The organism is Paenibacillus sp. cl141a, from assembly GCF_900109305.1.
GTDB lineage: Bacteria > Bacillota > Bacilli > Paenibacillales > Paenibacillaceae > Paenibacillus_AQ > Paenibacillus_AQ lautus_A.
On sequence record NZ_FNZO01000001.1, the window covers coordinates 846,514 to 870,116 of the forward strand.

At 55.3% G+C, this 23,603-nt stretch carries 17 protein-coding genes; 15 read left to right on the forward strand and 2 right to left on the reverse strand.

The genetic code is table 11. From position 1 onward, the window contains the following. Nucleotides 1-104: 104 nt before the first annotated feature. A complete protein-coding gene (locus tag BMX45_RS04025) occupies nt 105-992 on the reverse strand; it encodes a helix-turn-helix transcriptional regulator (protein WP_090908597.1) in 888 nt (295 codons plus the stop codon). A 190-nt stretch (nt 993-1,182) separates the two neighbouring features. Here BMX45_RS04025 and BMX45_RS04030 point away from each other — a divergent pair, with 190 nt between their 5' ends. The 14 genes from BMX45_RS04030 to BMX45_RS04095 all read left to right on the forward strand — a co-directional run bounded on the left by BMX45_RS04030 (nt 1,183) and on the right by BMX45_RS04095 (nt 21,669). Beyond that, a complete protein-coding gene (locus BMX45_RS04030; protein ID WP_090908598.1) occupies nt 1,183-2,232 on the forward strand; it encodes a Gfo/Idh/MocA family protein in 1,050 nt (349 codons plus the stop codon). Nucleotides 2,233-2,431: 199 nt separating this feature from the next. After that, complete coding sequence (locus BMX45_RS04035; RefSeq protein WP_254777942.1) at nt 2,432-4,768, forward strand: helix-turn-helix domain-containing protein; 2,337 nt, start codon at nt 2,432-2,434, stop codon at nt 4,766-4,768. 409 nt (nt 4,769-5,177) lie between these two features. Continuing rightward, nucleotides 5,178-6,803: an extracellular solute-binding protein gene (locus BMX45_RS04040; RefSeq protein WP_083829914.1), complete on the forward strand. Its 1,626-nt coding sequence runs from the start codon at nt 5,178-5,180 to the stop codon at nt 6,801-6,803. An 84-nt stretch (nt 6,804-6,887) separates the two neighbouring features. Continuing rightward, a complete protein-coding gene (locus BMX45_RS04045; protein WP_009590954.1) occupies nt 6,888-7,790 on the forward strand; it encodes an ABC transporter permease in 903 nt (300 codons plus the stop codon). A 27-nt stretch (nt 7,791-7,817) separates the two neighbouring features. After that, nucleotides 7,818-8,693 carry a carbohydrate ABC transporter permease gene (locus BMX45_RS04050; protein ID WP_090908599.1) on the forward strand — a complete coding sequence of 292 codons (876 nt, stop codon included), beginning with the start codon at nt 7,818-7,820 and terminating at the stop codon, nt 8,691-8,693. A gap of 27 nt (nt 8,694-8,720) precedes the next feature. Then, entirely contained in the window at nt 8,721-10,493 is a 1,773-nt protein-coding gene (locus BMX45_RS04055; protein WP_090908600.1) for a hypothetical protein, read from the forward strand. Continuing rightward, nucleotides 10,490-12,712 carry a glycoside hydrolase family 88/105 protein gene (locus BMX45_RS04060; RefSeq protein WP_090908601.1) on the forward strand — a complete coding sequence of 741 codons (2,223 nt, stop codon included), beginning with the start codon at nt 10,490-10,492 and terminating at the stop codon, nt 12,710-12,712. The genes BMX45_RS04055 and BMX45_RS04060 overlap by 4 nt, the downstream gene beginning before the upstream one ends. Before the next feature lie 127 nt (nt 12,713-12,839). Continuing rightward, nucleotides 12,840-14,705 carry a 3D-(3,5/4)-trihydroxycyclohexane-1,2-dione acylhydrolase (decyclizing) gene (gene iolD, locus BMX45_RS04065; RefSeq protein ID WP_090908602.1) on the forward strand — a complete coding sequence of 622 codons (1,866 nt, stop codon included), beginning with the start codon at nt 12,840-12,842 and terminating at the stop codon, nt 14,703-14,705. A gap of 232 nt (nt 14,706-14,937) precedes the next feature. Beyond that, nucleotides 14,938-15,852 carry a myo-inosose-2 dehydratase gene (iolE, locus tag BMX45_RS04070; protein ID WP_090908603.1) on the forward strand — a complete coding sequence of 305 codons (915 nt, stop codon included), beginning with the start codon at nt 14,938-14,940 and terminating at the stop codon, nt 15,850-15,852. Nucleotides 15,853-16,103: 251 nt separating this feature from the next. Next, nucleotides 16,104-17,117: a 5-dehydro-2-deoxygluconokinase gene (gene iolC, locus BMX45_RS04075; protein WP_090908604.1), complete on the forward strand. Its 1,014-nt coding sequence runs from the start codon at nt 16,104-16,106 to the stop codon at nt 17,115-17,117. A 53-nt stretch (nt 17,118-17,170) separates the two neighbouring features. After that, nucleotides 17,171-18,616 carry a CoA-acylating methylmalonate-semialdehyde dehydrogenase gene (locus tag BMX45_RS04080; protein ID WP_090908605.1) on the forward strand — a complete coding sequence of 482 codons (1,446 nt, stop codon included), beginning with the start codon at nt 17,171-17,173 and terminating at the stop codon, nt 18,614-18,616. 24 nt (nt 18,617-18,640) lie between these two features. Then, nucleotides 18,641-19,672 carry an inositol 2-dehydrogenase gene (gene iolG, locus BMX45_RS04085; protein WP_090908606.1) on the forward strand — a complete coding sequence of 344 codons (1,032 nt, stop codon included), beginning with the start codon at nt 18,641-18,643 and terminating at the stop codon, nt 19,670-19,672. A gap of 49 nt (nt 19,673-19,721) precedes the next feature. Beyond that, a complete protein-coding gene (iolB, locus tag BMX45_RS04090) occupies nt 19,722-20,522 on the forward strand; it encodes a 5-deoxy-glucuronate isomerase (protein WP_090908607.1) in 801 nt (266 codons plus the stop codon). A 136-nt stretch (nt 20,523-20,658) separates the two neighbouring features. Continuing rightward, nucleotides 20,659-21,669: a LacI family DNA-binding transcriptional regulator gene (locus BMX45_RS04095; protein WP_175495028.1), complete on the forward strand. Its 1,011-nt coding sequence runs from the start codon at nt 20,659-20,661 to the stop codon at nt 21,667-21,669. Between the two features lie 231 nt (nt 21,670-21,900). Here the strand turns inward: BMX45_RS04095 and BMX45_RS04100 are convergent, their stop codons facing one another. After that, nucleotides 21,901-22,881 carry an oxidoreductase gene (locus BMX45_RS04100; protein ID WP_090908608.1) on the reverse strand — a complete coding sequence of 327 codons (981 nt, stop codon included), beginning with the start codon at nt 22,879-22,881 and terminating at the stop codon, nt 21,901-21,903. Nucleotides 22,882-23,049: 168 nt separating this feature from the next. On the opposite strand from BMX45_RS04100, the gene BMX45_RS04105 reads away from it, so the two are divergent. Further along, complete coding sequence (locus BMX45_RS04105) at nt 23,050-23,466, forward strand: Lrp/AsnC family transcriptional regulator (RefSeq protein ID WP_090908609.1); 417 nt, start codon at nt 23,050-23,052, stop codon at nt 23,464-23,466. Nucleotides 23,467-23,603: the final 137 nt, after the last annotated feature.

The window sequence follows — 23,603 nt, forward strand, 5'->3', positions numbered from 1 at the left end:
TGCAAATAGGAAGGGAGTATTGATGTTATGCATGGTGCCAAATTTATCATCGAGCAGGGAGCAGCTTGAAATAACAGCTAAGCAATCAGGATCAACTCGCAGTTTTATATCATCCTTGCCTGGGAAGGCGTCATGCCCTTGTACTGTTTATACAGCTTGGTAAAATAATTCGGGTTGCTGCAGCCGACGATGCCGGCAATCTCCGTGATGGTCAACGTCCGTTCGCGAAGCAGCCGCTCCGCTTCATTCATCCGGGTCAGGTTGACGTAATCCACGAAGGTGCGGCCCGTTAAACGCTTGAACATTTTGCAAAAATGAAACGGATTCAAACCGACTTCCGCAGCGGCGGCCTCCACCGGCAATTTCTCGCCGATGTTGTTCTCGATATGCTGTATCAGCTTTTTATAACGCTCCCGATTTGCAAAATAAGGCTCGTGCGTTTTCTCCGCGAGCTGTGCGGGCATGAATGTGCGCGCCAGCAGAACGAACAGGGTGTACAGCTTCGACTTGGCAATAAGCTCATAAGCCGGACGGCGGACGGCAAGCTCTTCAATGACTTCATCCAGCAGCGGATAGCAATCTGCGCCAGCCGGGTCACTCTCCGCAGGCTTGACGGGAAAACGCAGCCGGCCTTCCATATATGGAGCGACATAACGCGCGTGAACCGGATCATGCAGTGAATCGTTAAACAGGGATGCATTCACCACGACGCAATCAAACCGCACATCGCCATCCTCGAGGGCATAACCCACATGCAGACTGCCGCCCGGGATGATGATGAACTCTCCAGCCTTAACGACATAAGGGGTGGTATCAATATGGAAGACGGCGTGCCCTTGGCGCATGCATAGGATCTCAAAGTGCTCATGCCAGTGGAGATAGAGGATGCAATCCTTCGTTTTGGCACCGGGACAGAGATTATGGAATACCTGTACGGGATACGTCTTATCGCCAAGCCTGGTATTCTCATGAAGCTCTCTAGGATAGGACATACGAATTCACCTCGAACCGCAAGATAAGAGTGGTATTGCACAAGGTTGTATAGAGATATTGTTGTGTATCGCCATTATAATGAAGTTGCTTCATCTACATTAAGCCAATATCGGAATGATTACAACCACAAGGCGATGAATTGAAAGCGGTTAATCAAACGATGACGTATTCAGGGGGAATAATGGAAATATGACCACGACGTTTAAAGTTGTTATCGCGGGATGCGGGAGCATGGCGAATACTTGGGCGGATTATGCAAAAGCGCGGGAGGATGTTGAAATCGTGGGTCTCGTGGACATTCAGGAGACTTTCGCGAAGGCATTTGCCGATCGGCACGGTCTTTCCTGTCCGACGTATGACAATATTAACGATGCACTTGCTTCAAGCGGTGCGAATATCGTATTCGATGTGACCATTCCCGCCAGCCACTATGGGATTAGCACGGCGGCGATGAAGCACGGGTGTCATGTATTCAGCGAAAAACCGTTAGCGGAATCGATGACGGAATGTCTGGATATCGTGAAGCTGGCGGAGTCTGCAGGCAGAACCCATGCCGTCATGCAAAACCGCCGATTTGATCCGCGAATACGGGCTTTCAAGTCTTTAATCGATAGCGGAGCGATCGGAAAGCCCGGTTTCATCGGGGCCGATTTCTTTCTTGGCGCGCATTTCGGCGGATTTCGGGACCTGATGGATAGTCCCCTGCTGCTAGATATGGCCATTCATACCTTCGATCAGGCCCGCATGATCAGCGGAGCCGATCCGGTATCCGTATATTGTCAGGAGTTCAACCCGCCCGGTTCCTGGTACGCCGGCAACGCGATGGCGATATGCATCTATGAAATGTCGGACGGCTCCGTGTTCAATTACCGCGGGTCCTGGTGTGCCGAAGGCGCTCAAACCTCCTGGGAAGCCGCCTGGCGCGTCACGGGTGAGAGGGGAACGGCAATCTGGGACGGACATGACGAGATCTATGCGGAGGTCGTGGCGGAAGGGGATCAATCGGGAAGCTTCATTCGGAAGTATGAACGGATCGAAGGCATGCTGCCTGCCATGGCGAAGACCGGACATCATGGCTGCCTGGACAATATGTTTCACGCACTTGAAGCCGGCATTAAGCCGGAAACGGACTGCAGCGACAACGTATACAGCATGGCGATGGTGCTGGCTGCATTGGAAAGCGCCAAGACCGGACGGAAAATCATGATCTCGGAGTTCATGAACGGAATGGGCGTTTAACCTTGGCTGAGCAGTACTCGAAACGTATCCTGCCTCTGAGCTCGAATAGCTTTGCAGTTACGGGAGGATCGTGAACATAAGCATAGAAGAAGTCGCGATAATCGCGGCTTTTTTTATGTTATCCATGGATGTCCTCATTTCATAGCTTTATCAGCGTCCTTCTTTCAATGATAGCCCTCTTCCAGGGAGGGACACGGACATGCTACAATATAGCACAAGCATAAGTAAAACGCTTAACCTGGAAGAGAAAGGAATGACTTCTTTGCAGCAAAACTGGTACCGCAAGCTGCTTCTCTCCTATTTTCCCATATTCCTCATCACGATTACGATCCTGGTGTTTCTTTCATTCATCATGTTTAACGAGGCCTCGCGCGAAGAGGCAGCCAAGGCGAACGGAATTTCCACGCGTTTTATTATGGAAGATCTGGATCGTTCCATCAACGCCATCGAGATGAACGTGCTGAACGAAGTGGAGACGAGTGCCCTATACTCAAGCTATCTGTTCAGCAACCCGTCATCCGACCAAAATTTGATGTACTCGCTTGTCAAACGTCTCCGCGGGTTGCAATCGGGCAGCGACCTGATCGAATCGGTTTATCTATACCGTCATTCGGATCAGTCGGTGCTGACCACCAGCGGCCAAAGCCCGCTCTCGACTTTTCCGGACCGTTCTTATATCGAGTTTGCCGTGAAAGAGCACGACTACCGGGGGTGGTCCGCCGTTCGATCCATGACGGGACTCGGGGAGAACGAACCGAAGCAGGTCATCTCCATGTATAAAAATTTGCCGCTTCCCTTCGGAAGCCAAGGGCTGCTCGTCATTAACGTAAGCATGTACCGGGTGGAGCAGATGATTAATCCGATGATAAATGACAGCGTTTCCTTTTTGAATATTTTGGACTCCAGCGGAGATCTCATATTTGAAGCATCCCAAATCGGAGAGGATAAGCGGGCCAAAGAAGGCAAGGTGCTGACGACGCTGCAATCGGATCAGCTGGGATGGACTTTTGAAAGCGGTCTCCGGGTCGGGCAGCTCTATGCCTGGGTGTCGGTCGTGTCCTACATCTGGATCGTGATCGGCTTCGTAACCGTGGTGCTTGCCGTTATTTATATCGTTTATGTTACCAGGCGGAATTATCAGCCGATCAAAGCCATGATGAACCGCATCGAGTCTATTCAGCTCAACATGCCCCAGGCCGCCAAGGATGAGCTTTCCGTGATCGATAGTGCGCTTGAAAGCCTGATCAGCCGGTCCATGGACTATGACAAAAAGCGGCACGAGAATCTCCAGCTTCAGCGCAGCCAGCTGTTCATGGACCTGATCAGCGGGCAGAAGCCCGAAGAGGAACTGTTATCCCGGATGGCAGAGCTGACGCCGATGAAGCTGTTGGAACAGCCGGCGGGTTACGTCATCCTGCTCGGTGAAATCAATGATTACAGCGGTTTTCAGGATGTTCATACCGTCCGCGACCAGAACGTGCTGAAGTTTGCCTTGATGAACGTGTTTCAGGAGCTAGCACGCAATGCCGGCTTCAACAGCTGGGTTGAATGGATCGCCGGCAGCCGCGTAGGCATTCTGATCGCGCTTCCGGAGATGAAGGAGGAGACGCGTGCGTCCCTGATCCGCGCAGCGGAGGAGTGTCGGGGCTGGGTCGAGGAAAAGCTTCGTTTGTCGGTGCGGTTCGGGCTGGGCAGCACGGTTGCCGGGCTGCATGAAATAGGCGCGTCGCACCAATCAGCCTCCGAAGCGCTCGGCCACAGGCTGGCGATGGGCGATCAAGCCGTGCTGGTCGGCGATGAGCTGCCCCGGGGCGATTTAAGCCGCCTGCTTCCTTACCTGAATGAAATTTCGGAGCTGGTCAAGGACTTCCGATTAAATCATGAAGGCTGGAGAACCCGGCTGAAGGACATGTTCGTTTCATTCAAGGCAGAGCGTCTGAAGGACGATACGATCCGTTCTCTGGTCAACAGCATGCTTCAGCTCCTGTCCCGGGAGGTCGGTGTATTATCCGACGAGCTGAGAAACCAGCTGTCGGAGGGCAGGGAGCATGTACTGGCTGGAGCCGCATCCTTAGAGGAACTGCAGAGCAGGATCACCGATCAGTTGACGGAAATTTACCGCACCTATGTTGCGCTTAGCGAAACCAAGAGCTATCGTGCCATGATCAGCGAAATGAAACACTATATAGAAGAGCATTTTGACGATCCGAATTTGTCCCTGAAGCATCTGAGCGACCGATTTCAGATTTCCGGAAAATATGCAAGCTATCTGTTTAAGATGGAATACGATATGAAATTCGTGGATTTCCTCGTACAGCTCCGCATGAAGCGGGCGGAGGAGCTTCTGGCGCAGACCGACCTCTCGATACAGGAAATTGCGGAGAAGATTGGATACGCCAACTCCATTACATTCGGGCGGGTGTTCAAACGAACGTCGGGTGTGACGCCGGGCGACTACCGCAAGCTGCAAATGAAGCCTGCACCGGGGACGGAGCTCGGATCCTGGACAGGCTTCGATAACGAAAATGGTTTATGAATATAGTTTATCCAGATACGGGTGCAGAAATTTCCGGCCGGAAGCAGCACCCGTTTCGCATTTTCTGGAGAATGTCGGTATGCGTTCCGAATGCAACGGGTTATGAGGAAGGGGTCTGCATAAGGAAAAAACACCGGATATATCAAGCACTACAGTCATGATTAGAAAACGGTTTAGATAACGAAAATAGTCATTTACCTACGTTAAAACCTTGTAACGAAGCGGGTTCTCACGTTTGGAATTTGGTTTATTGTCACCCGCTTGCCTCTGAGGCATACTGAGAACACCCGAAAGGTTAAGCGCTTACATTACAGGGTCCGAAGCAATTCGGATGAATCCGCAGCTTTCTATCATGAATAAGATCGGCGCAAATCGGCAGGGACATAATCCAAATAGAAAAGGGGATGTAATGATGGCAGCAAGCAAGAAAACATGGGGCAAGCTCGCAAAGCTCACGCTGGTCATGCTGATGGTCGGAACGGTCGTATTATCCGGGTGCTCCTCAGGCTCTGGCAGCAGCACCAATGCTTCGGACGGGGATTCCGGCTCCAATGACGGCAAGCAGGTTACGCTAAAGGTCGAAATTTTTGACCGCGGCAATACACCGAAACCTTATACCATCACTGACAGTTATCTTACCCGATATATCCAGGACAACTTTGGAACCCCGAACAACATTAAGATGGAATTCGTACCGGTCCCCCGTTCCGAGGAGATCAAGAAGCTGAACGTTCTCATGGCCAGCGGCGGCAATGTGCCGGATATCGTATTTACGTATGACACGCCGACCTTCAACCGCTACGCGGAGCAGGGCGGGCTGACGGAACTGACGGATTTGATCAACGAGCACGGTCCGAATCTGAAGGAATTCCTCGATGAGGACGCGATGAGTTACGGCCAGTACATGGGCAAGCAGTTCGCTGTTCCCGGCAAACGGGCCTTCCTTGGCAAGTATTCTTCCTTTATCCGCGCCGATTGGCTGGAAAAGCTCGGCATGAAGGTGCCTCAAACGACCGATGAGCTGTACGCGGTTTTGAAAGCTTTTAAAGAAAAGGATCCGGGCGAAACCGGCGGCAAGGTGATTCCCTTCGGCATGACGATCGAACCGGCTCAATATGATCCGCTGATCTGGTCCTTTATTCAGCCGACTACGGAAGAGCAGAAGTATACGCTTCTGCAAAAGCTCGGAGCCAACGACTATCCGACGCTGCTTCCGGGCTTTAAGGATGCGCTGCAATTTTTCAACAAGCTTTACAATGAAGGGCTGATCAGCCGCGACTTCAGTTTGGACGAAGACAAGAAGCAGTTGACACAGGACGTGACCAACGGTCTTACGGGCTTCCTGACGGAGGATTATCCGAACATGTACTACGCGGACGGCACCTATGATACGCTGCTCAAAAACCAGCCGGACGCCAAGCTTACGCCGATTGATCCATTCACCAACTCCGAAGGCAAGCATGCGAAGCCGGAATACGCGCCAAACGGCATGTACATCATGATTCCGAAAACAAGCCAACATGCTGAAGAAGCGATCAAATACCTGAATTGGATGGCCGACCCGGACAATCTGCTGGCACTGCAAAACGGCGTGGAAGGCGAGAACTACGAAATGGTGGACGGCATTCCCGTCATGAAGACCGACGCCCCTCAAGAGGTGATTGACCGGCTTTACAACAGCGGCGACATTGCCATTATCGCCAACGGTAATTTTGTAGGCGACGAAACGCAGAACCGGGAGAAACTGACAACCAACTTCCCGGAAAAGTTTCAGGATCTGCACCGCAAGGCCGTGGAAATCTCGGCAACGGATACGTTTAAGCCGGTCAACTTCGACCGTCCGATCGAGGCCGAGGCGAAATACGGCACGAACCTGCAGGCCAAATACGAAGAGATGATCGTGAAGACGGCCATGGCGAAACCGGAAGACTTCGAGAAAACATTTGAAGCGACCATGAAGGATTACATGGTCAGCGGCGGCCAAGCCATTCTTGATGAGCGGACCAAAGTTTATCAGGAAATGCAATCCAAGTAAAGCAGCGGGAAAAGGGAAAGACCGGCTTCATCAAGAGGCCGTTCCTTCGCTCCCGGCGTCATGAGCAAGGAGAGGATGATACAGATGAGAGGAACCGTTTACCTGCGCCGGTACTGGCAATTATACGCACTGCTTGTTCTGCCTTTGGTCTATTTCATTATTTTCAAATACGGCCCGATGTGGGGCGTACAGATCGCCTTTAAAGACTTCAACTTCTTCCAAGGGATCACCGGGAGTGAATGGATTGGACTGGACGCCTTTCGCGAGGTTTTCCAGACCCAGGATTTTTATAAAACCCTCCGCAATACGCTGATGCTCAACCTGCTGGACCTTGTGGTTTCATTTCCCGCGCCTTTGATTCTCGCCATCATGCTTCATGAACTTAGAATCCAGTGGTTTAAACGTTTATCCCAAACGATATTGTACATTCCCCATTTCATTTCATGGGTTATCATAGGCGGCATCGTATACCAGGTGTTCGGCACGCAATCCGGCATGATCAACAACATGCTGATGGCGCTCGGTTTTGAATCGGTACCTTTTTTAACCGAAAAAAACACGTGGCTCATTACGTACCTGGCAACGGGGGTGTGGCAGAGCGCCGGTTGGGGAACCATCCTCTATCTGGCTGCCTTGACCGGCATCAACAAGGAGCTGTTTGAAGCGGCGGAGGTGGACGGAGCGGGCAGATTCAAGCGCATCTGGTTTATCACGCTGCCGGGCCTGAAAACGACGATTGTGACGCTCCTTATCATCAACCTCGGCAATATGATCTCGATCGGCTTTGACCGTCCGTTTGTCATCGGCAATAAAGCGGTCATGGATTATTCCGACGTGCTGAGTACCTATGTGTACCGGACGGGTCTTGAATCCGGGCAGTACACCCTGGCAACGGTGGTCGGTCTGTTCCAGGCTGTTGTCGGGCTGGTCTTTATCCTCGGCGCGAACTATGCATCCAAAAAACTGACGGACGAGTCCATCATTTAACGTTTGTTGCAGAAAGGAGTTTCACTCATGAGCGAGCGTGTGTCGAACCGCGTTTTTGATTCCGTGAACATGATCCTGCTGGCGGTTTTCGTACTTCTTTGTCTGGCGCCTTTTTTCCATATTATCGCGATTTCCTTCAGCTCCAACCGGGCGGTAACCTCAGGCGAGGTGACGTTGTTTCCGGTGGAGTTCAGCCTTCAGGCATATCAATCCGTATTCTCGGATTCCAGCATGATCCGTTCTCTCGGCTTTACGATTATGCTGACGCTGCTGACGACGGTGCTGTGCATGGTCATGACGATGATTGCCGCTTACCCGCTGACGAAAAAGAAGCTGAAGGGACGCAAAGTGATTATGTTTATCATCATTGTGACCATGTTCTTCAGCGGGGGCATTATCCCGGAGTACATTCTCGTGAAGGATCTGAACCTGCTGAATACGATCTGGGCGCTTGTTCTTCCGGGGCTGATCAGTCCGTTTTATCTGATTATCCTGATCTCCTTCTTCAACGGAATTCCGGAAAGTCTGGAGGAAGCGGCCGAGATCGACGGTACAAGCCAAATCGGAACGATGCTTCGAATCATTCTGCCGCTGTCTTTGCCGGTCATCGCGACGCTGAGCCTGTTCTACGCGGTCGGTCGCTGGAACGGATTCCAGGACACGCTGCTCTATATTACGAAGGAAGAGCTGTATCCGCTGCAGCTGAAGCTGTATCAGCTGGTTCAGAACAATATGATTACGGATTTGACCCGCAACGAGGGACCGGCAGCCGGTGTCAGAGCAACCACGGAAAGCCTGAAAGCGGCAAGCGTCGTATTTGCCACGGTGCCGATTCTTGTTGTGTACCCATGGCTGCAGCGTTACTTCGTCAGCGGCGTGATGCTGGGTGCCGTGAAGGGTTAAGGATGATGGATATTAGGAGGATCGTTGATGGTGAACAGGGTTTTTGAAGTCAATGACAGCTGGGTGCGGGAGGGGATGGACCGCCAGATCTTAGAGGAAACGCATCGCTGGCACGGCGGGGTTCGCACCATGGAGAACGGTTTGCCATCGCCCAACCATAACACAGGGACGCCGACCGCCATGGCGATATGGGCAGCAGCACTCTGCAATCCGGCATCCGCATATTACCGCGATAAGGAGCTGGCACACAGGTTTGCGCTTTCGGCCCGTTATATGCTTGCGGCTCAGCACGGCGACGGTACGATTTCGCCCGGCTGGACGAATTTCCATTCCCCTCCGGATACCGCCTTCGTGGTGGTCGGATATGCGCAAGCCGCACAGCTGATTCTGGCTGACGGTTGGGCGGAGCTGAAGGGAGCGGCTGCGGATATGCTGCTGTTTCTGGAACGCAGCTTGCCTGCGCTGATTACCGGAGGCTGCCATACGCCGAACCACCGATGGGTGATCTGCGCGGCACTGGGCTTCTTGAATGAGCTGTTTGATTCGCCGGGTGCGTTGAAAAGGGCGGAGGAGTGGCTCGCCGAAGGTATGGACGCCACCTTGGACGGAGAATGGACCGAGCGCAGCAACGGGATCTACAATGTCGTCAGCGACGTCATGCTGATTCACGCGGCCAGGCTGTTGAAGCGTCCGGAGCTGCTGGTACCGGTACGGGCCAATCTGAAGATGATGACGTATTTGGTCCACCCCGACGGGGAGATCGTCACGGAATATTCCGGACGGCAGGATTTCGGACACAGTTTTGATATGTCGGGGTACTTCCTGCCGTGTCTGATGATGGCGGCCCTGGACCGTGATCCGGTATTTCAAGGGATGGCGGAACAGTCGCTGTCTCTGCTGCAACATCCCGGCGGAGCACCGACCAACGCAGCCGTTAGGCTGCTATTGGATCCGGGTCTCATGCGCGAGGGCGCAGAGACAACGCCCATGCCGGAGCATTACCGCGTCGTGCTGAACGGCGAATTTCCAAGGGAACGCTACTTGTCCGGATTTGCCGATGCCGGCCACCACGGCGTTATCCGATACAGCCGGATGCACACGGATTTCGGCGCTCCGGTTGCGCGAATCCGTGAGGGCCGAACCAGCGTGACCGTGAGCACGGAGATATCCTCCTTCTTTTCCCTGCGTCATGGAGCGGCACGCCTTCTGGGCGTGCAGTTCGCTTCCTATTTCGACCCCGGCTTTGTCAAGATGAGCCGGCTGACGACGCTGGAGCAGGGATACCGGCTATCCGGCGAACAGGAAAAGGGCTATAACGGACCCGTGCCGGAAGCCGATCTGCCTGAAAGCGCGAGGGAAGGCGTCAGCCCTTGGTATTTGCTGCCGCATCACTGCCGTCCGCAGACGCATGTTCAGCGGCACAAGGTGGAGGTGGAAGTGGTGGAAGCGAGCGACGGCTGGAAGCTGATCGTTTCCTCAACGGAGCCGGAGGAAGTCGTGTCCCAAATCTCGCTGATTTTTCCGGCGGCCGGCAACCTTAGCGGCGGAGAGCTTGCTCCAGCCGGCGCGGATGCCCAGTTCTGGATGGAAGGGAGCATTCGTTACGAGATGGACGGCGATTGGCTGGAAATCAGCGGCGGCGGATTGCAGCACACGGCGGCTGGCGTTCGGGAGGCAGCTTATCCGCTCGGATTTCGAACGCTGCTGCTGAATGTGGTGACCCCCTTCGTGAAGGAAATTCATATCAAGCTTTCACAAGCGGCAGGGCTTGACCGAACGGAAAGGGGAGAACCATCATGACAAGCTATATCGAAGCCCGGGAAAGCATCCGGTATTGGATGGGCGACGATGATGCCGGAATACTGAAGACGATCGCAGGACGCTATATCGGGGCGAATCCGGAAATTCCGTTCGCGCTGCGGCCGTTCGCCGAAACGGGTATTCTTCAGACCGAGGAAGGATATTATGACTTCAACTTCGGGGACCGGTTCCGGGAAGCGAAGCAAGGGGAGGCCGCCTACGCCCTTGGTCTGGTGTGGAGCGACGATGAACGTTCGCTGGATGCCGCGATCATGCCGTTCAGCCCGGTCCGCTTCTATCTGAACGAGCGGCTGATGTATCGTTCGGGTGCCGAGGACGAGATGAAGCCCGATGCCAAAATCGCCATTCCGCTGGTGCTGAGCCCGGGCTGGAACACATTGTTGATTGAGGTCCGGAGGACCGAAGCCGGATTCGGCTGCCGCTTCGGAGCCGTGGAGGGCAAGGTCCGCATTCTGCAGGTACTGTCTCCTTTTGCAGACCGGAAGGACACCGCCGGTTGGGCATATGCCGGACCGCTGGCTGCCGGCACGCTCGGCGAAAGCGGCGTCTTTCCGAACGCTCACGGGTCCGAAGTAGAAACCGGCATGGATTGGCTTCCGCTCACAGGCTGGAGTGAAGAGGAAGCGGATAAACCGAATTTCGAGAGAATATTCGGCTTGCCGGAGGCCCCGGCTGCGGGGTATGCATGGAGCAGGCTTAAGGTGCCTGCCGGCGTTGACCATGTTGAGTTCAAGGGCAGCACTATGGGCAGGACGGAGATCTGGATCGGCGGTGATTCGGTCATGGACATTGAGGGAGGTCTCTTCGGTTGCAAGCTGCCCGCTTCGGCCTGCCGCGGGGATCTTTTGATACGCAGCTGCCGCGGGCCGTCGGGATGGGGGGTTGAGCTTCATGCCTATGCTTCACAGGGAGAGCTGGAGTTTGTGCTTCCCGTCCCGGTACAAGGCGCCCCGTCTCCGTGGATGTATGCCGGGCCGCTGGCCGCAGGGGAGGAGCATACGCCGGAGGAGGTTTGCTCGGTCAAGAGACTGTTTCCGCGTGCGGACGGCCGCGGTTTGACCGGCTGGTCCCTGGATGCGCCGGGCTACCGCGTCAGGCCGTTCTATGAGAACGCCATGCTGAGCAACAAATGGACCTCCGGGTCCGCCACCAATTTCGGGCGCTGGGACTATCCGCTCGGTGTCACGATGTATGGACTTCTTCAAGCATCGCGAGCGTTGGGGCGGGCCGATATCGCGAAATATGCCCGGGCGCATATCGACATCTGCACCCAATGGTATGAATACGCCGTCTGGGACCGGGATACCTACGGATTTCCGTCCGTGAACCATCAGCTGGTGCTGATCAAGATGCTGGACAACTGTGGTTCGTTCGGCTCGGCGATGCTGGAAGACGATAAGGAAAGCGGCAATCTGGAAGTTGTAAAAGTCGCGGAGGACATTGCGGATTTTATGGTGAACCGACTGGAACGCCGGGAGGACGGCGCTTTCTATCGTCTGTGCGTTTCGGAGTATTCCGCAGATACGATGTGGGCGGATGATCTGTACATGAGCACTCCGTTCTTGTCACGCTACGCCGGGATGTCAGGCGATTCCTCCTATCTGGACGAAGCGGCCAAGCAGTTCTTGAGGTACCGGGAGTATCTGTTCATGCCGGAGGAAGGCGTGATGAGCCACGTATTCGATTTCAAATACGGGACAGCGACCCGAATTCCTTGGGGGCGCGGAAACGGATGGAGCCTGTTCTCCTTATCGGAACTGCTGGAACGTTTGCCGGAGGATCATAAGGACCGGCCTGCGCTGCTTGAGTTTTTCCGTAAATTGTGCGCCGGAATTGCTTCTTATCAGGGAGAGTCAGGACTCTGGAGGCAGGTTATTACCGATTCGGAAGCTTATGAGGAAGCTTCCTGCTCGGCCATGTTCGCCTATGCCTTTGCCAGAGGCGTCCGGTTCGGTTGGCTGGAGGAACCGGCACCTTTTACCGATGCAGCCATTCGAGCATGGCAGGGGTTGACCAAGAAGGCCATCGACCGTCATGGCAGCGTGCACGGAGTGTGCAGCGGATCCCGTTATTCGTTCACCGGGGATTATTATAAGCATGATCTGCTCACGGTGGTCAATGACAACCACGGGATCGGGATCATGATGCTGGCGTGCGCGGAGATCATGAAATTGAAAGGCATGCTGAACGGCAAGTAAGGCATACACTTTCATTAAAGCGCTTAACCGTTAACTGGTTAGGCGTTTCGGTACGATGAGTTAAGCGCTTAATTCGTAAATGGCTTTCTTCACAGGATATATTGACGATGAAAAGGAGATGAACCGGTTGACAACGATTCGATTAACGATGGCACAGGCGCTGCTGAAGTTTTTGGATGCACAGTATGTTTCCGTCGATGGGGTGGAGACGAAGTTTGTGCGCGGGGTAATGGGAATCTTCGGCCACGGCAACGTGACCGGCCTTGGCGAGGCTTTGGAACGAAGCGCCGGGGATCTGGTTTATATGCAGGGCAAAAACGAACAGGGCATGGTGCACGCCGCGACGGCGTATGCCAAGCAAAAGAACCGGCGGCAAATCTGGGCCTGCACTTCCTCCATCGGACCCGGCGCGCTGAATATGGTCACCGCAGCGGCAACGGCAACCGTGAACCGCATTCCGGTTCTGCTGCTGCCTGGGGACAACTTTGCCTGCCGCCAGCCTGATCCGGTACTTCAGCAGATCGAAGCCTCGTCGGACTACACCGTATCGGCCGCCGATGCATTCAAGCCGGTGAGCCGGTACTGGGACCGGATCTCCCGGCCGGAGCAGCTGATTGCGGCGGTCCGGCAGGCGATCCGCGTTTTGACGGATCCGGCGGAGACGGGAGCGGTCACCCTCGCGCTGCCGCAGGACGTGCAGGCCGAGGCTTACGATTACCCCGATTCGCTGTTCGAGAAAACCGTGCACGCTATCGACCGCCGACCGCCTGCGGCACAAGGACTGATGCGGGCGGCGGCACGGTTTGCAGCAAGCAAGCGGCCGCTCATCATCGCAGGAGGCGGCGTGCACTACAGCGAGGCTGCCGGGGATTTGGAAGCCTTTGCGGAAGCCTTCGGCATCCCGGTCGCAGAAACGCAGGCCGGTAAAAGCGCGCTTCCCTGGGATCACCCCCTAAACCTGGGGGCGATGGGCGTAACCGGCTCGCTGGCGGCGAACCGCGCAGCGGCAAAGGCCGATCTGATTATCGGCATCGGCACCCGCTATTCGGACTTTACGACGTCCTCCAAATGGGCGTTTCAACGGGAGGACGTATCGTTCCTGAACCTGAACGTCAACAGCGCGGACGGAGCCAAGCTCGGCGGCGAAGCGCTGATCGCCGATGCGAAGGAAGGGCTGCAGGCACTGAAGGGGGTCCTGTCTCAAAAAGGCTATCAAGCCGGGTACGAAAAAGGCGAGCTTGCCGGGCTGAAAGCCGAGTGGGACAGCGAGGTAGACCGTCTGTACGCTGAGGAGCATCCCGACGGCTTGTCGCAGACGAGGGCGCTCGGCGTCATTAACGAGGTCATCTCCCCGTCATCGGTCATCGTCTGTGCGGCAGGCAGTCTTCCAGGAGATCTGCACCGGTTATGGAGACCGGCCGAACCGAAGACGTACCACATGGAATATGGTTTCTCCTGCATGGGGTATGAGGTGAGCGGCGCTTTGGGCGCGGCCCTGGCGGAACCGGACCGCGAGGTTTATGCACTGGTGGGCGACGGCAGTTATCTGATGATGCACTCGGAGTTGGTCACCAGCTTGCAGGAAGGCCGCAAGATAACGATACTGCTGTTCGACAACCACGGCTTCCAATGCATTCACAATTTGCAGCGGAGCAACGGCAGCGACGGCTTCGGCAACGAATTCCGCCGCCGCGAGGAAGGCACGGGACGACTCACCGGCGATTATCTTCCGATTGATTTTGCCGCCCACGCACGCGCGCTTGGCGCCAAAGCCTACAAGGGCCGTACGCCGGCGGAGCTGCGTGAAGCGCTGCTTCACGCACGGAAGGAAACGGTGACAACGCTGATCGAAATTCCGGTCGTTCCGGGAACGAACACCGACGGTTATGAGTCCTGGTGGCGCGTAGAGGTGCCGGAGGTGTCGGCCTCAAGCAAGGTAACTGATGCGCAGCGCCAGATGGCGGCCCGAAGCAAGGAAGCCAGGCCCTACTAAGCGGCTGCGCTGAAAGGCCTTTAACTTTATAGCCTAGGGATGTGGTCGACGACCGTCATCCAACGCGCAACATCCGCGCCGGAGAAAGCAAGCGCGGTGCAGACAAGAAAGGCTGTCATGGTAGCCCGTTAGACGGAAGGCCATGAAGGTGTTCGGAGCAAGGAAGCCGTCGGTTAAGGGCACTTGAGCAAGGAAGCATGCCCCAACCTCACAAAGCAAAGGAGTGATGAATATGAGCAACAGGCTGTTTAAGCTTGGGATCCATCCCATCAACTGGGTCGGCGAGGATGTAAAAGAGCATGGAGACGGCACGGCGTTTGAGACGATTGTGGACGATATTGCGGCTTTGGGGCTGAAAGGCACGGAGATGGGCCGTAAATTCCCGAAGGATCCTGCGGTTCTGAAACGGGAGCTGGATGCCCGCGGTATCCAGCTGGTTTCCCAGTGGAAATCGGTGCTGTTCTCCGATCCCGATTACCGGAAGCAGGAACTGGAGGACTACCGCCGGCATGCGGAGTTTCTGGCGGGGTTTGGCAGCAAAGTCATCAGCACGGCGGAGGTAGGCGGCTCGCTGCATTTCGATCCCCGCCGGACGCCGAATGAGAGCATCGTGCTGCGGTTGGATGACGCCGGATGGGAAAGCCTGGCGGAAGGGCTGAACCAGGCAGGGGAGATTGCGGCGAGTTACGGCATGAAGCTGGCTTATCATCATCATGGCGGTACGGTTGTGGAGCAGCCTTACGAGGTCGACCGGCTGATGGCCATGACCGACGCTTCGCTGGTGTCTCTCCTGTACGATACCGGTCATGCCTATTACGGGGGGAACGACCCGCTGGAGCTGCTCCGCAAGCATTATGACCGGATCGCGTATATCCACCTGAAGGATATCCGGCCTGATGTGCTGGAACAGGCGAGACTGGACAACTGCGATTTCGTAAGCTGCATCCGCAGGGGCGTGTTTACGGTTCCCGGCGATGGATGCATCGATTTCGCGCCGATTATCGGAGAGCTCGTTGAACGCGGCTATGACGGCTGGGCGATGCTGGAGGGTGAGCAGGATCCGGCGCTGCATCCGGCCAAGGAGTACGCTCAACGGGCGATTGAATACTTGGACAGCTTGGACGGACTGACGAAGATACAGGGCTGAAGTCCACCTCTCGAGGGTCGAGCTTGGCTCAAGGCGACATGACTCCCGTATGGTGAGGAATCGTAACATACTCATCCCCCCAGTAACGAACTCAAATGTGGGCGGCTTGAGCGGGGAGTGTTTTCCGTTTGGAAGTTTTTAACTGAAAGTATGACGAGCTGTAAGCGATACGGTCCATAGAAGAGCGGAGCCATGGAGTCAGAATCATATGGTTGCTCGGCCAGGGCTGATCCGAACGAGGAGGTTTATCCATGAGTGAAATCACGTTCAAAAACGAAAAAACGATGGATTTCGTGGCCGTGGGCAGACTGTGCATCGACCTGAACGCCAATGAGATTAACCGGCCGATGGAAGAGACGAGCAAGTTTACCAAATATGTGGGCGGATCCCCCGCCAATATCTGTATCGGGATGGCCCGCCTGGGCCTGAATACAGGCTTCATCGGCAAGGTGGCGGACGATCAGATGGGGCGTTTTATTACCAAATATCTGGAGGATAACGGGATAACGACGAACGGCGTCTCAACCGACCACACGGGGGCCGTAACGGGTCTGGCTTTTACCGAGATCAGGAGCCCGAGCGACTGCAGCATTCTGATGTATCGGGACAACGCCGCGGACTTGCTGCTGGAGACGGGGGAAGTGAGCGAGGAGCTGATCGCATCCGCCAAAATGGTACTCATCTCCGGGACCGCGCTCGCGGCCAGCCCCTCCCGGGAAGCCGTGTTTCTGGCTCTGGACTATGCCAAGCGCCACGGCACCGTGATCGCGTTTGACCTCGATTACCGTCCGTACACATGGAAATCCCCGCAGGAGACGGCAACCTATTACAATTTAGCGGCGGAAAAATGCGACATTGTCCTCGGCACGCGCGAGGAGTTCGATATGATGGAGCAGTTCGGCGGCAACCCGGAACGAAGCGACCGCGTCACGGCTGCCAAGTGGTTTGAATACAGGGCCAAGATCGTCATTATCAAGCACGGCAAGGAGGGGTCCATCGCTTATACCCCCGGCGGTGGGAGCCATACAGCTCAAAGCTTTCCGGCGAAGGTCATCAAGACGTTCGGAGCGGGGGATTCGTATGCTGCCGGTTTCCTGTACGGCCTACTGCAAGGCTGGGCTATCGAACGCTGCATGGAGTTCGGAAGTGCTGCAGCGAGCATCGTCATCTCCAGCCACAGCTGCTCCGATGCGATGCCGACAAGCGCCGCGATTCTCGATTATATCGAGCGCTGCAAGCGAGGCGAAATTACCGCCAATTCTTGAAGGAGCATTCATTATTTTATCCTGACTGATTCAATCGAAAGGGGCCAACACGCATGACGCAAATCCTGAACAATTATATCGGCGGAGAATTCGTGCCATCCCGATCGGAACGCAGCGATCCGGTCTATAATCCGGCGACGGAAGAAATCCTTGCTTATGTTCCGCTTTCCACCAAGGAGGATGTGGAACAGGCGGTGCAGGCCGCCGTCAAAGCCGGACGCGACTGGGCCAAGATCCCCGTGCCTCGACGCGCGCGGATACTGTTCAAGTATCAGCAGCTGCTCGTAGAGCACTGGGAGGAGCTGGCACGCCTGATTACGGCGGAGAACGGCAAAAGCTATGCCGAAGCCTACGGCGAAGTCCAGCGCGGCATCGAATGCGTCGAGTTTGCCGCCGGTGCGCCGACGCTGATGATGGGCAAGCAGCTTCCGGACATCGCCACCCATTTGGAATCGGGCATGTACCGGTATCCGATCGGCGTTGTGGCCGGCATCACGCCGTTCAATTTTCCAATGATGGTGCCATGCTGGATGTTCCCGCTCGCCATCGCTTGCGGCAACGCGTTCGTGCTGAAGCCTTCGGAACGTACGCCGCTCCTGGCCCAGCGTCTGGCAGAGCTGTTCTCGGAAGCCGGCCTGCCGGACGGCGTCCTGAACCTCGTTCACGGCGCCCATGATGTAGTCAACGCTTTGCTGGAACATCCCGGCATCGCCGCCGTGTCCTTCGTCGGCTCCCAACCGGTGGCGGAGCATGTGTACAAAACCGCTTCTGCCCATGGCAAGCGCGTGCAAGCCTTGGCCGGAGCAAAAAACCACAGCATCGTGATGCCGACAGCCGATTTGGACGCCGCCGTCACCCAGATCGTCAGCGCTGCCTTCGGCTCTGCCGGTGAGCGCTGCATGGCCTGCTCCGTGGTGGTGGCCGTAGGGGACGCAGCGGAGCCGCTAATCGCTAAGCTGAAGCAGGCCGCCGATGAAATCTCCATCGGCAACGGAGCGGACGAAGGCGTCTTTCTGGGGCCGGTGATCCGGCAAGCCCACAAGGAGCGCACGCTCTTTTATATCGAAGCGGGCGAGCGGGAAGGAGCGAAACTGATTCGTGATGGCCGCGCGGACGAGGCCGTCAACGGGGCCGGATATTTTGTCGGACCGACGATTTTTGATGAAGTGACAAGCGAGATGAAGATTTGGAAGGACGAAATTTTCGCCCCGGTGTTGTCCATCATGCGGGCGGAAACACTGGAGGAGGCAATTGACATATCAAACCACTCCGATTTCGCGAACGGGGCCTGTCTGTTCACTCAGGACGGCAGCGATGTGCGCCAGTTCCGCGAACATATCGATGCCGGCATGCTGGGCGTGAACCTCGGCGTTCCTGCGCCGATGGCTTTCTTTCCGTTCTCCGGCTGGAAAAACTCCTTCTATGGAGACCTGCATGCCAACGGCACGGACGGCGTGGAATTCTATACCCGCAAAAAAATGGTGACGGCGCGCTGGTAGCCCTGAAGCAGAGGAGACGTTCTTATGAAAACCATTCATATCGGAATCATCGGTGCCGGACGAATCGGCAAAATCCATGCGGATAACCTGCTGCGCTTGCCCGGGGCGAAGATTTCGGCCATCGGCGACCTGTTTGCCGGCGACGAGCTGCGGGCCTGGGCGGCGTCGCGGGCCATCCCCGTCGTTACAAACAACAGCATCGAAATCTTGGAACGCCCGGATATCGATGCCGTATTGATCTGCTCCTCGACGGATACGCATGTCCCGCTCATTAAGCAGGCCGCCGCAAACGGCAAGCATATTTTCTGCGAGAAGCCGGTCAGTTTGAGCGTGGACCGGACCCGCGAAGCGCTGGCGGCCGTGAAAGCGGCTGGCGTTAGCCTGCAGATCGGCTTCAACCGCAGGTTCGACCACAACTTCAGACGCGTTCGGGAGATTGTATCCGAGGGAAGAATCGGGGAACCGCATCTGATCAAGATCACCTCGCGCGATCCGAACCCGCCGCATCCGGATTATATTAAAGGTTCCGGCGGCCTGTTTATGGATATGGCGATTCATGATTTTGACATCGCCCGTTACCTATTGGGCAGCGAGGTGGTCGAGGTGTTCGCCCAAGGCGCGGTGCTGGTGGACCCCGCCATCGGCGAGCAGGGCGACATTGACACAGCCGTGACGATGCTTCGGTTTGAAAGCGGCGCGCTCGGCGTCATCGACAACAGCCGCAAAGCCGTCTACGGGTATGATCAGCGGGTGGAGGTATTCGGCTCCGGCGGCAGCGTGACCGCCGACAACGATTATCCAAGCACCACGGTGGTCAGCGGCCCGGAAGGCGTCACCCGTGACAAGCCGTTGTATTTCTTTCTGGAACGGTACACGGAAGCGTACATGAACGAGGCGAAGCAGTTTATCGAAAGCCTTCAGAACGGCACGCCAGTGCCCGTTACTGGTCACGACGGCCTGCAGGCTGAGCTGATCGCGCTGGCGGCTAAACGCTCGCTGGAACAGGGCCGTTCGGTGAAGCTGGCCGAGCTGACCGCCGGTACTTCAGTGGGTTAATACCTTCATGATTTGCTGATCTGATCCGAGACAAAGGAGGAGAAAGACCATGCCGAACTTAATAGTGCCCTCAACAACACCGGACCGGGACGGATGCGTGCTGTCGATTACGCCGCAGACGGCAGGATGGGAGTACGTAGGCTTCCAGGTTTTCCGTTTGAGCGAAGGCCAGACGCTGAGCCGGGCCACGGGAGATCAGGAGGCGGCCCTTGTCCTACTGTCGGGGCGGGCCGACGTGAAGGCCGGGGGAGAAAGCTGGGACAACATTGGCAAACGCATGAGCGTGTTTGAGAAGACGCCCCCCTATACCGTTTATGTGCCTTCGCAACAGCAGTATGAGGTCAAGGCTCTTACTGAAATGGAGCTGGCGGTGTGCCTTGCCCCGGGGCAAGGGAAGCATCGAGCACGTATGATTGAGCCCCAGGATGTGGGCGTCGAGAACCGGGGCAGCGGAAGCATGTCGCGTCTGGTGCACAATATTTTGCCGGAGCAAAATCCGGCCGACAGTTTGCTGGTGGTCGAGGTGTTTACGGACGGAGGCAACTGGTCCAGTTACCCGCCCCACAAGCATGACCGCGACGAGCTGCCGGAGGAGTCGCTGCTGGAGGAAACCTACTATTTCCGGATTGAGCCGGAGCAGGGGTTTGCCGTGCAGCGGGTCTACACGGATGACCGGTCGCTGGACGAAACGATGGCTGTCAAAGACGGCGAGGCCGTGATGGTGCCAGAAGGCTACCATCCGGTCTCCGCCCCTCCGGGTTATGACGTGTATTACCTGAACGTCATGGCAGGTCCGAAGCGAATATGGAAATTTCGCAACGACCCGGATCATGACTGGCTGATGAGATAAAGTCAGGTAAGATCCAGGCAAGGGTTATTGATTGAATGTCTGCAGGCGGCATTAACGATAAATCGGCCTTGCGCTAAAAGAGAGGAAGGCGCATAATAAATTGAAATTCCAAAATTAAACAAATGGAGCACAAGGGATGATAAGAGCGACTATTTATGACGTTGCGCGCGAAGCCGGCGTCTCCATTGCCACCGTTTCTCATGTCATCAACGGCAAGGGCAAGATCAGCCGCGAACGGCGTGAGGAAATTCTGGATATCATGAAGCGCCTGAACTATCGGCCGAACGCGATTGCTTCCGCCCTCGCCGGCAAAAGAACCTTTACTCTTGGATTGCTCGTTCCCGATATCTCCAACCCGTTTTTTGCGGAGATGGCTCGCTCCGTCGAGGATCAAGGACATCAGCTCGGTTACAGCGTGATCATCTGCAGCACGGACAACCAAGAAGAGAAAGTAAAGCGCTACGTTAATCTGTTGAGGCAGAAGCAAGTGGATGGCGTGATTATCGGGACGGGTATATCCCATGGCGAGCTGCTTAAGCCGCTTCAAGAGCATTCGCTGGCGATAGCGCTTATTGCCCGGGACAATCCTGCGCTTGATGCCAGCAGCGTCCGGGTACATGACCTGGAGGGAGGACGACTGGCTGCGGAGCATCTGCTACAATTGGGTCATCGCAGACTCGCAGTGCTTGCTGAGAATGAACGGGTGACAAGCAGCAGCGAGCGGGTAAGGGGATTTGTTGAAGCTGCCGCTTCACACGGTTTGGAGCTGTCCCCCGGCTGTATTGCGGCCTGTGACCATAAGATCGAGGATGGTTACCGACGAGCCAAAGCCATGCTGGAGCTAGCGGTAAGACCCACGGCACTGTTCTGCTGCAACGACCTGCTGGCGGTCGGTGCCCTTCGGGCGGCCCGCGAACTCGGACTGCGCGTACCGGAGGAATGTTCGGTCGTCAGCTTTGACGATACGATTCTGGCCAGCGTAACCGATCCGCCGCTGACCGTTATTGCCCAGCCGATCGAGCAGATGGGCCGCATGGCGGTTGATCTTGTCGTAAGGGGGCTGTCCGGCAAGGGTGATCCTGCCTGTCGAATCGTGCTCCCCCCGGAGCTGATCGTCCGCCAATCGACGACCCTGCCGCCGGCTTAAGATGTTTCGATCCTGACGGTACTCTAAACCTCCTGTCCATTTGCTACAGCAATGGGGGCGTTTGATCACGGTTAATTGAGGAGGATCGGCAAATTGGTTCTGATGCAAAATTGGTCGGCATTCAAGAATAGGCCGTCTCCGAGGGGAGTTCCAAGCTCCCTGCGGAGACGGCCTTTGGCTTTTCTATTGAATTGCGCAAGTTAACGACTATGTTGCTTGAGTTCGCAGTCATTAAACTAAGGTCAGCATTTTTTTACCGAAATTTGCATCTTCCAGCAATGGGCGGCCGATGGCTATCATATCTGCCATCCCATCTGCTAGAATGAAATTGGCGAACGCCTGGGTGCGTATATTGCCGACCGCGATAACCGGAATGTTTACATATTGTTTGATCACCGCCGCATAAGGTGTTTGGTAGCCTTCCGGCGTGGCTAAAGGTGCAGCAGGAACGAGACCGCCTGAAGATACATGCACGGCATCCAGTTCGGACTGAAGGTACGTCAAGGAGAGCGCAACCTCTGCCGGCGTCAGGCCGCCATCGGCAAAGTCGGATGCAGAAACCCGCAATTGCACCGGGTAGTCGTTTCCTACTTCGGTACGGATGGCCAACAGAACTTCCTGGATGAAGCGGACTCTGTTTTCAAGGTTCCCACCATATGCGTCTGTTCGCTGATTCGACAGCGGGGAAAGGAATTGGTGGAGGAGATGACCGTGGGCGGCATGAAGCTCGATTCCATCAAAGCCGGCTTGGAGGCTTCGGCAGGCAGCCATCCGGAACTGGTCGATGACCGCGTTAATGTCCGCTTGGGACATCGTTTCGGGAAGTCCGTATTGATCATCGTAGGCAATCGCACTAGGAGCCAGGCTTTTTTCGGTGACGGTAGGCCATGCTTTTCTGCCAGCGTGGGTCAATTGGATGAAGATCGGCGTTCCTTTCGCATGGACCGCATCGACAATTCTGCGTAGGGAAGCTGCATGCAGTTCGGTATATATTCCAATATCGTCCGGGAACAACCGGCCGTTTGCCGACACGACGGTAGATTCGATAATGATCATACTGACATGTTCCGCCCGTTCACTGTAAAATTTTACATGATAATCGGTTGCATGAGAATCCGGCGTTCCTTGATTTTGCTGCATAGGAGCCATGATCATTCGGTTCTTCAATTGTAAGGTTCCGATTTGTATGGAATCGTGCAGGCTGATTGTCATTGTATTTACCTCCTAGAATGTGGCTTGTTAACCTAGTTCCATTGTATAAATCAGAGCCGTATAGTTACAGATGGTAATCAAGGAATTCCTACCGTAATACTTTGAAATCATAGCTGTTTCGTACATTCGACTTGGAAAATGAAGTTGGGAAGGCAGGAGGGTGTAATCATGGATCAAATTGATCTTCAAATCTTGGAGCTGTTAAAGCATAATGCAAGAATCTCCTTCTCCGAATTGGGGAGAAAGGTCAACATGACGCAGCCTGCGGTATCCGAGCGTGTGAAGCGTTTGGAGGAGAAAGGCGTAATTACAGAGTATCGTACGGTTCTTTCAACTGAAAAAATGGGGAAGGGCGTAACGGCCTTCATCCTGATCCAAGCCAGTCATTGCGGCCGTCTGACGACATTCGCCAAACAATCGCAGGAGGTCGTCGAGATATACCAAGTCAGCGGCCAATACAATTTTCTGATGAAAATCGAAACAGGTTCGATGAAGTCTCTCGAAACCTTTATCTATCAGTGCAGCGAGTATGGGCATACAACGACGATGACGGTCCTATCCATGCCTTTAGACCAACAAGAATAAGAATCCGGTTGTAAGAAAAGCGGGTTCATGATCGATTAACCGCTGAGGAACCTGTGAAGGAAAGGAGAAAGCGTATTTTAAATGGTGTTCTATGGCAGATCGACGTTAAAAACCATGAATCCTTTCACTTGCTTAAG

Coding starts and splice junctions, on each gene's coding strand:
- BMX45_RS04025 (WP_090908597.1), bottom strand. CDS start 992: ATGTCCTATCCTAGAGAGCTTCATGAGAATACCAGGCTTGGCGATAAG.
- BMX45_RS04030 (WP_090908598.1), top strand. CDS start 1,183: ATGACCACGACGTTTAAAGTTGTTATCGCGGGATGCGGGAGCATGGCG.
- BMX45_RS04035 (WP_254777942.1), top strand. CDS start 2,432: ATGCTACAATATAGCACAAGCATAAGTAAAACGCTTAACCTGGAAGAG.
- BMX45_RS04040 (WP_083829914.1), top strand. CDS start 5,178: ATGATGGCAGCAAGCAAGAAAACATGGGGCAAGCTCGCAAAGCTCACG.
- BMX45_RS04045 (WP_009590954.1), top strand. CDS start 6,888: ATGAGAGGAACCGTTTACCTGCGCCGGTACTGGCAATTATACGCACTG.
- BMX45_RS04050 (WP_090908599.1), top strand. CDS start 7,818: ATGAGCGAGCGTGTGTCGAACCGCGTTTTTGATTCCGTGAACATGATC.
- BMX45_RS04055 (WP_090908600.1), top strand. CDS start 8,721: ATGGTGAACAGGGTTTTTGAAGTCAATGACAGCTGGGTGCGGGAGGGG.
- BMX45_RS04060 (WP_090908601.1), top strand. CDS start 10,490: ATGACAAGCTATATCGAAGCCCGGGAAAGCATCCGGTATTGGATGGGC.
- iolE (WP_090908603.1), top strand. CDS start 14,938: ATGAGCAACAGGCTGTTTAAGCTTGGGATCCATCCCATCAACTGGGTC.
- iolC (WP_090908604.1), top strand. CDS start 16,104: ATGAGTGAAATCACGTTCAAAAACGAAAAAACGATGGATTTCGTGGCC.
- BMX45_RS04080 (WP_090908605.1), top strand. CDS start 17,171: ATGACGCAAATCCTGAACAATTATATCGGCGGAGAATTCGTGCCATCC.
- iolG (WP_090908606.1), top strand. CDS start 18,641: ATGAAAACCATTCATATCGGAATCATCGGTGCCGGACGAATCGGCAAA.
- iolB (WP_090908607.1), top strand. CDS start 19,722: ATGCCGAACTTAATAGTGCCCTCAACAACACCGGACCGGGACGGATGC.
- BMX45_RS04095 (WP_175495028.1), top strand. CDS start 20,659: ATGATAAGAGCGACTATTTATGACGTTGCGCGCGAAGCCGGCGTCTCC.
- BMX45_RS04100 (WP_090908608.1), bottom strand. CDS start 22,881: ATGACAATCAGCCTGCACGATTCCATACAAATCGGAACCTTACAATTG.
- BMX45_RS04105 (WP_090908609.1), top strand. CDS start 23,050: ATGGATCAAATTGATCTTCAAATCTTGGAGCTGTTAAAGCATAATGCA.